Consider the following 5,897-nt stretch of genomic DNA (forward strand, 5'->3'; position numbering starts at 1 on the left):
CTGCTCTTTAATGGTATAATATTAACCATGAAATCACTTCCTGAGACACTGCCAGACGAGACAAATGCACTTCAAAAAATGGTGCTGGACTATCAGTCGACAGTAGATCAATTACAGGAAAAACTAAAATGGTATGAGGAACAGTTTTGTCTGTTTCAACACCAGCGGTTTGGCGCATCCAGTGAAAAGTGTCCTGATCAAATGGAGTTGTTTAATGAAGCGGAATCGATTCTTGATAGCTTAAAACAAGATGATTCTGATCTTGAAGAAACCATTAGCTATCAGCGTAAAAAGCCAGGTCGAAAACCACTATCAAAACATATCCCGCGAGAAGTGGTCCGCTATGAATTACCTGAAGCAGAGCGTGTTTGTGAATGCGGTCATGCACTGCATGAAGCTGGTGAAGATAAGTCAGAGCAGTTAGAAATCATTCCTGCCCAAATCAAAGTCATTGAACATGTGCAGGTTAAATATGGCTGTCGTGCGTGTGAAATTGGCATTATCAGTGCACCTAAACCGGCACAGCCCATTCCTCGTAGTTTTGCCTCGGCAAGCCTATTGGCCTACATCATTGTGGCTAAGTTTATGGATAGCTTGCCACTCTACCGGCAGGAAACCATTTTCAAACGCTTAAGTATTGATCTTTCGCGTGCCACACTGTCTAACTGGATGTTGAAAGTTGCTGAATTACTCATGCCTTTTTATGATCGACTGCATGAACTGCTCATCCTGCAGAAAATTCTTCAGGCTGATGAAACAACTCTGAATGTTATTCAGGATGGGCGAGAAACGAAATCAAAATCCTATATGTGGCTCTACCATAGTGGGGGGCATGAATCCGAGCACCCGATTGTTTTGTATGAGTATCAGGCGACAAGGGCAGGTGCGCATGCAGCAAACTTCTTACAGGGCTTTTCAGGTCACTTACAGGTGGATGGCTATGCCGGCTACCATGCATTGGCATCAGATGACTGTATCCTCGTCGGCTGTATGGCGCATGCGCGTCGTAAATTCGATGAAGCGTTGAAAGCACTCCCTAAAGAAAGCCGCAAGAATAAAATGGGCATGGCCCAAACCGCATTACGCAAGTTTGCTCGCTTGTATGCACTAGAAAAACAATTCAAAGGCCTGACAATAGAGCAACGTTATTTGTTGCGTCTGGAAAAAAGCAAACCTCTGCTGGAAGATTTAAAACAGTGGTGTGATAACAACCTTACCAAAACGGCAAAAGATAGTGCGATCGGTAAAGCCATTCGTTACACCATTAACCAATGGGATAGCCTAACCCGCTATATTGATGATGGTAATATACAAATTGATAATAATGCAGCGGAACGTCATATCAAGCCGTTTGTGATTGGCCGTAAAAACTGGTTATTTAATCAAACTCCACGCGGCGCTAATGCCAGCGCACTACTTTACAGTCTTGTGCAGACAGCGGTAGCCAATAACCTAGAGCCTTTTGATTACTTAAAGTATTTACTCACCGCACTACCCAAGCTTGGTAGGCACTATAAGCCAGAGGCATTGGATCAGTTTTTACCCTGGAACCTGACTGAAAAAATCAAGCCTTTAAAGTAAGTGGCGTAGCTTGTCTAGGTGGGAAGAATCGACGCTTACGGAGCGATTACAAAAGACAAAAACACTTCCATTAAAGGGATCATGTCCAAACTGTTCCGAAACAATCAGTGACAAGCCATTAATCGATTTACGCATATCAGTCACGCCTGTCGCCAGGTATACGTAATTAACAGACAGTCCGTTTATCATGCTACCGACCTAAGTAATTCTAATAATGGCTTTAAAGATGAAAGCTCCGTATCGGCAAGGATTTCCAGGCTGAAACCATTGCTATGAGTTCTTTTGATCACTGACAAACCAGCAGATAACCTTGAGCCGATGAGCGTGTCTTCAGTAACAAGTTTTACTGGAACTAATTGGCTGGATTGTTTCACTGATGAGGTCGCTGAGCTGAATTGCTTTTTGTAATAACTGAAAATATGCGGCTTGATATCATGGGCTTTGCAATACTCGACCTGAGTTAAGCTACTGGCTTGCCATTGCGGTATATGGTCTTGCATAGCCGATTTATTTTGAGATGGGCTCATTAATGCCTCCTGAGTTAATTGGAAGCAATAGTCTGCCATTTTTTAGGTTGGTTTTGAATGTGTGGTTTAATTGACGCTTACTTTACATTCGTTTCCCGAGTTGACGGTATTGATTTACCACATGACACATGCCGACTAATGCTTATGGAGTGCTTACCAAGTGGTACGTCTCTTATTGAGAGGTATCAGTGGGAATTCTTGAAAATGAATAATGTACATGCCACTCGTATTGCTAATAGACTGGCTCAGTTATTTGGTCGCATAAACCGTGGAAGGAATGACTATGGCGTCTTTCTTATCGCGGGAAAGGAACTCAATATATGGCTAGCAAACGACCGAAATGTTTCACTACTACCTCCGTTGTTGCAAAAACAAGTTATGTTGGGACGATCAGTTCAGGAAGGCATGTTGTTATTTAGTACAAGTAAAGTTTCAGATGCAATAAGTTCAGTACTTAATCGTGATGAAACATGGCTCAATCATTATGAAAGTGAAGTTAAGCTTGGTGAGCTGGACCAAAGACAAATGGAACGAGCAAGAATTGCTGAGCCTGTTATGGAAGAGGCTGCTTTAATAGAATCTAAGTATGCCGCATTTATTTGGAATGGGGACTATGGTAAAGCAAGGCAAGTTATGGAAAAATCTATTGATAAATTCGCTAGTACTGATACTCCTCTAGGAGGGTGGCATGGTGTTTGGCTTGGGGCAGCATTTGACCTTGAAGGAGACTCTGACAGTGCCGATCGTGCTTATGACATAGCTAAAACCAGAATAGGCCCTGCTATTACTTTACCGAGATTAAATAAGCATAAAGAAAAAAACATGAACAATCAATCAAACCATTTTGCCTTAAGCTTATTAAAATATATTGGATTTTCTAATGGTGGAAAATCCCATTCTGAAATTCAGAAACTTAAGGAGGATTTAAGTTATATAAATAAAGGAACAGCTAATCAAGCTGAGGAAGCCGTACGAAAATTGGGTGAAATTATAGGTTTTCGATCAACAAGACCTGATAATGATCAAGGTACTGGACCAGACGTTTTATGGATTGATGATAAAAACAGTTTTACTATTGGATTTGAACTAAAAACAGATAAAAAATCTCCAGCAAAATACCAGAAGAAAGATATTGGGCAAGGACATGACCACCTTATTTGGATTAATGAACAACACGTTAAATATAATCATTTAGGGCTTTTATATGTTGGCCCAGATGGGTATGTTTCTGATGTTGCAAACCCTTCTTCCAAAATGGGGCTTTGTACCATAAAAGAAATGGTAAATTTACGGGAACGGGTTTTAGCTTTAATTGATGATATTATGTCTGCCCCCCCTAATTTAAGGCATGATGCAATTGAAAAACAAATTACCCTTAAAGAATGGAATTTAGATTCTCTGTTTAAACAGTTATGGGTAAAAGGTATGAGCGCTATGAATACGAGATCATAAATTACAACGACCCTTAAGAATGTCTCCCTGGCGTAGTGCTTTTAGACAGGTTTTTAGTCCTTGTCGTTCATCATTAGTACCTGAAGAAAAATCTTCATAAAGATGTTAGGCTTCCCATCTAAAGCGGGACAACTGCACTCAGAAAAGGTAGGCCTAAGGTTGATCTAGACCACTTAAAATTACGGGCTGTCCCCGCTTATACGGGAAGCCTATTTTTCCAATTAATTACATTAGACAATACCTTCGCCAATTTTAATTTAAGCCAGAAATTACAATCTTACACCTATATAAATCAACCGCTTATAGGATGTAAAATTCATAAAAATGAGTTTATTTTCATTCTGGCGAAGGTATTGAAGGTTCTGTCGCATAAATCCCCCTTCCCGACGTTATCTGCTATCATAATTCTCAATTTCAATAAAAGGTAGATCATATGCTCAGCTTCAAAGGCACTCACTTCCCAAAAGATGTCATTCTTTATGCTGTTTTCTTTTATGTCAGGTATGGCGTTTCGTATCGCGACCTTGAAGAAATTATGGAAGAAAGAGGTGTTGAAGTGGATCATGCTACGCTCAATCGTTGGGTTATCCGTTATTCTCCTGCCATTGCTGTAAAAGCTAAATCTCAGAAACGAGAAACCAATAAGTCGTGGCGCATGGATGAAACGTATATCAAAGTGAAGGGGCAGTGGACCTATTTATACCGAGCTGTTGATAGTCGCGGGGATACGCTTGATTTCATGCTTTCTGAGCGCCGTGATGAAGAGGCTGCAACCGCATTTTTCAAACAAACGATTAACAATAATGGCTTTCCTGATAAGGTCGTTATGGATAAAAGTGGCGCTAACTATGCAGGATTAGCCAATATTAACCTCTTGTTAATCCTCGCTGGGTTTGCCACTATGATCGACATATTACAGGTTAAATATTTGAATAACATCATCGAACAGGATCACCGCTTTATCAAAAAAATAACAAAACCGATGATGGGCTTTAAAGCGTTTCACTCCGCTCAAGCAACCATTGATGGAATTGAAACGGCACATATGATCCGAAAGGGACAGTTGTCTGAGGAAAATATTCCTGCTTATAAGCAGTTTATGGCTTTAGCAGGATAGTTATGCCTGAAGACCAGGAGGTCTGCGCTTTTGATAATTATTGCGACAGAACCCAATATTCTGGCCATACCTGTTTTTCCGCCCCCCATAAAATTGCCTGTCAATGCGTAACTTTTATAAGAGTAAAATAAAGGAGTGTCAATGTTTCCCATAATGTTAACTAAAGAACAAATTTTAAGTGCTTTAAGTGATATGCCAGAAAATGAGGTTAATGCAAAAATTTCACACTACAAAGAAATGTTGTCACTCATGGAGCAAGTAAAAGCAAAAAATGTTACTACAGATAGCCTGTGGTACCTTTCATCTCAATTAGTTCCTAATGAGAAAGTAACTGATAAAATTCAAACACATGGTCATAACTTAAAAGTACGAAAGGATATTGAGGTAACAAATTTTGGTCGAGTTTTTTATAAGGGAATATTATTAGAGGAACAGGAGGATTCCCACGGGAATTTCGGCGTTTGGTATCCTCATGTTGGGTGGCGAACTAAGTCCAATGGAATTAGTTATCATGTTAAATATGAATTTAGATGCCTTGAAGGGAATAATCACGTAAACCCCCTTTATTCTAAAGATGAAAACTTTTTCAATGAAATTGAGTCTCAATGGAAGTCTAGGTGTGAAAAACTAAGTAAAAATAACTATCCACATAAAAAAGTTGATACTTTTAATAAACATTCAGATACAGAAACAGTTGTATATGAGGTTCCAGATACTAGCGCTTCATCTTATGAAGGCGGAGTTTATTTGTTTGATGGTGAATATGTTACACAAGAAATATTTGACTCTTGGGGGTTCGATTAAAAGTACGGTGAATTTCGGTTCCGTCTCACATTGAGCGGGTATGTATTTATATTTTTAGATTAACTATTTATTTTAAAACAAATAGTTACAATAAGTTTAGTAGATTTCAATGGCTTATATAAAACCATTTAAAATCAATGTGTTACATGAATAAATAAAGCCCTGGATTCTAATATTAGGGTTTTATTATTTATGTGTGTTTACATAACACTCTATCTCAGAAACATCTTTATGTCTATGATAAAGCTGGCACAGACTATGCCTGGTGGGATCAGCAGAAACAAGACTCTAATTACATGATTTCAATGCTCAAAGAAAATTCAGTGGCGACTCTGGTTGAGTCTATCCCTTTTGATGCCCTTCATGAAATAAATACAGGGCTCGAAGCGGGTTCTGTCGCATAAATCCCCCTTCCC

General features: G+C 39.3%; 7 protein-coding genes. 5 read left to right on the forward strand and 2 right to left on the reverse strand.

What is annotated here, in order from left to right:
- Window positions 1–27: 27 nt before the first annotated feature.
- Complete coding sequence (tnpC, locus tag CDZ78_RS03870) at window positions 28–1,581, forward strand: IS66 family transposase (protein ID WP_230990498.1); 1,554 nt, start codon at window positions 28–30, stop codon at window positions 1,579–1,581.
- On the opposite strand, the gene tnpB is transcribed toward tnpC, so the two are convergent.
- Window positions 1,573–1,770 carry an IS66 family insertion sequence element accessory protein TnpB gene (tnpB, locus tag CDZ78_RS03875; RefSeq protein WP_087868792.1) on the reverse strand — a complete coding sequence of 66 codons (198 nt, stop codon included), beginning with the start codon at window positions 1,768–1,770 and terminating at the stop codon, window positions 1,573–1,575. The two genes, tnpC and tnpB, sit on opposite strands and share 9 nt — an antisense overlap.
- Window positions 1,767–2,108, reverse strand: coding sequence for an IS66 family insertion sequence element accessory protein TnpA (gene tnpA / locus CDZ78_RS03880; protein WP_087868793.1), 342 nt, complete (start codon window positions 2,106–2,108; stop codon window positions 1,767–1,769). The genes tnpB and tnpA overlap by 4 nt, the downstream gene beginning before the upstream one ends.
- Window positions 2,109–2,165: 57 nt before the next feature.
- Here tnpA and CDZ78_RS03885 point away from each other — a divergent pair, with 57 nt between their 5' ends.
- From CDZ78_RS03885 to CDZ78_RS03900, 4 genes are all read left to right on the forward strand, one after another.
- Window positions 2,166–3,560: a hypothetical protein gene (locus CDZ78_RS03885; RefSeq protein ID WP_167374165.1), complete on the forward strand. Its 1,395-nt coding sequence runs from the start codon at window positions 2,166–2,168 to the stop codon at window positions 3,558–3,560.
- 433 nt (window positions 3,561–3,993) lie between these two features.
- Window positions 3,994–4,677 (forward strand): IS6 family transposase, encoded by a 684-nt coding sequence (locus tag CDZ78_RS03890; RefSeq protein ID WP_087868795.1) that lies wholly within the window; start codon window positions 3,994–3,996, stop codon window positions 4,675–4,677.
- A 153-nt stretch (window positions 4,678–4,830) separates the two neighbouring features.
- Window positions 4,831–5,481 carry a hypothetical protein gene (locus CDZ78_RS03895; RefSeq protein ID WP_140413871.1) on the forward strand — a complete coding sequence of 217 codons (651 nt, stop codon included), beginning with the start codon at window positions 4,831–4,833 and terminating at the stop codon, window positions 5,479–5,481.
- 194 nt (window positions 5,482–5,675) lie between these two features.
- The gene (locus tag CDZ78_RS03900) at window positions 5,676–5,885 is read left to right on the forward strand and encodes a hypothetical protein (protein WP_087868797.1); all 210 of its coding nucleotides are present in this window, start codon (window positions 5,676–5,678) and stop codon (window positions 5,883–5,885) included.
- Window positions 5,886–5,897: the final 12 nt, after the last annotated feature.

It is taken from the genome of Bathymodiolus platifrons methanotrophic gill symbiont (assembly GCF_002189065.1).
GTDB lineage: Bacteria > Pseudomonadota > Gammaproteobacteria > Methylococcales > Methylomonadaceae > Methyloprofundus.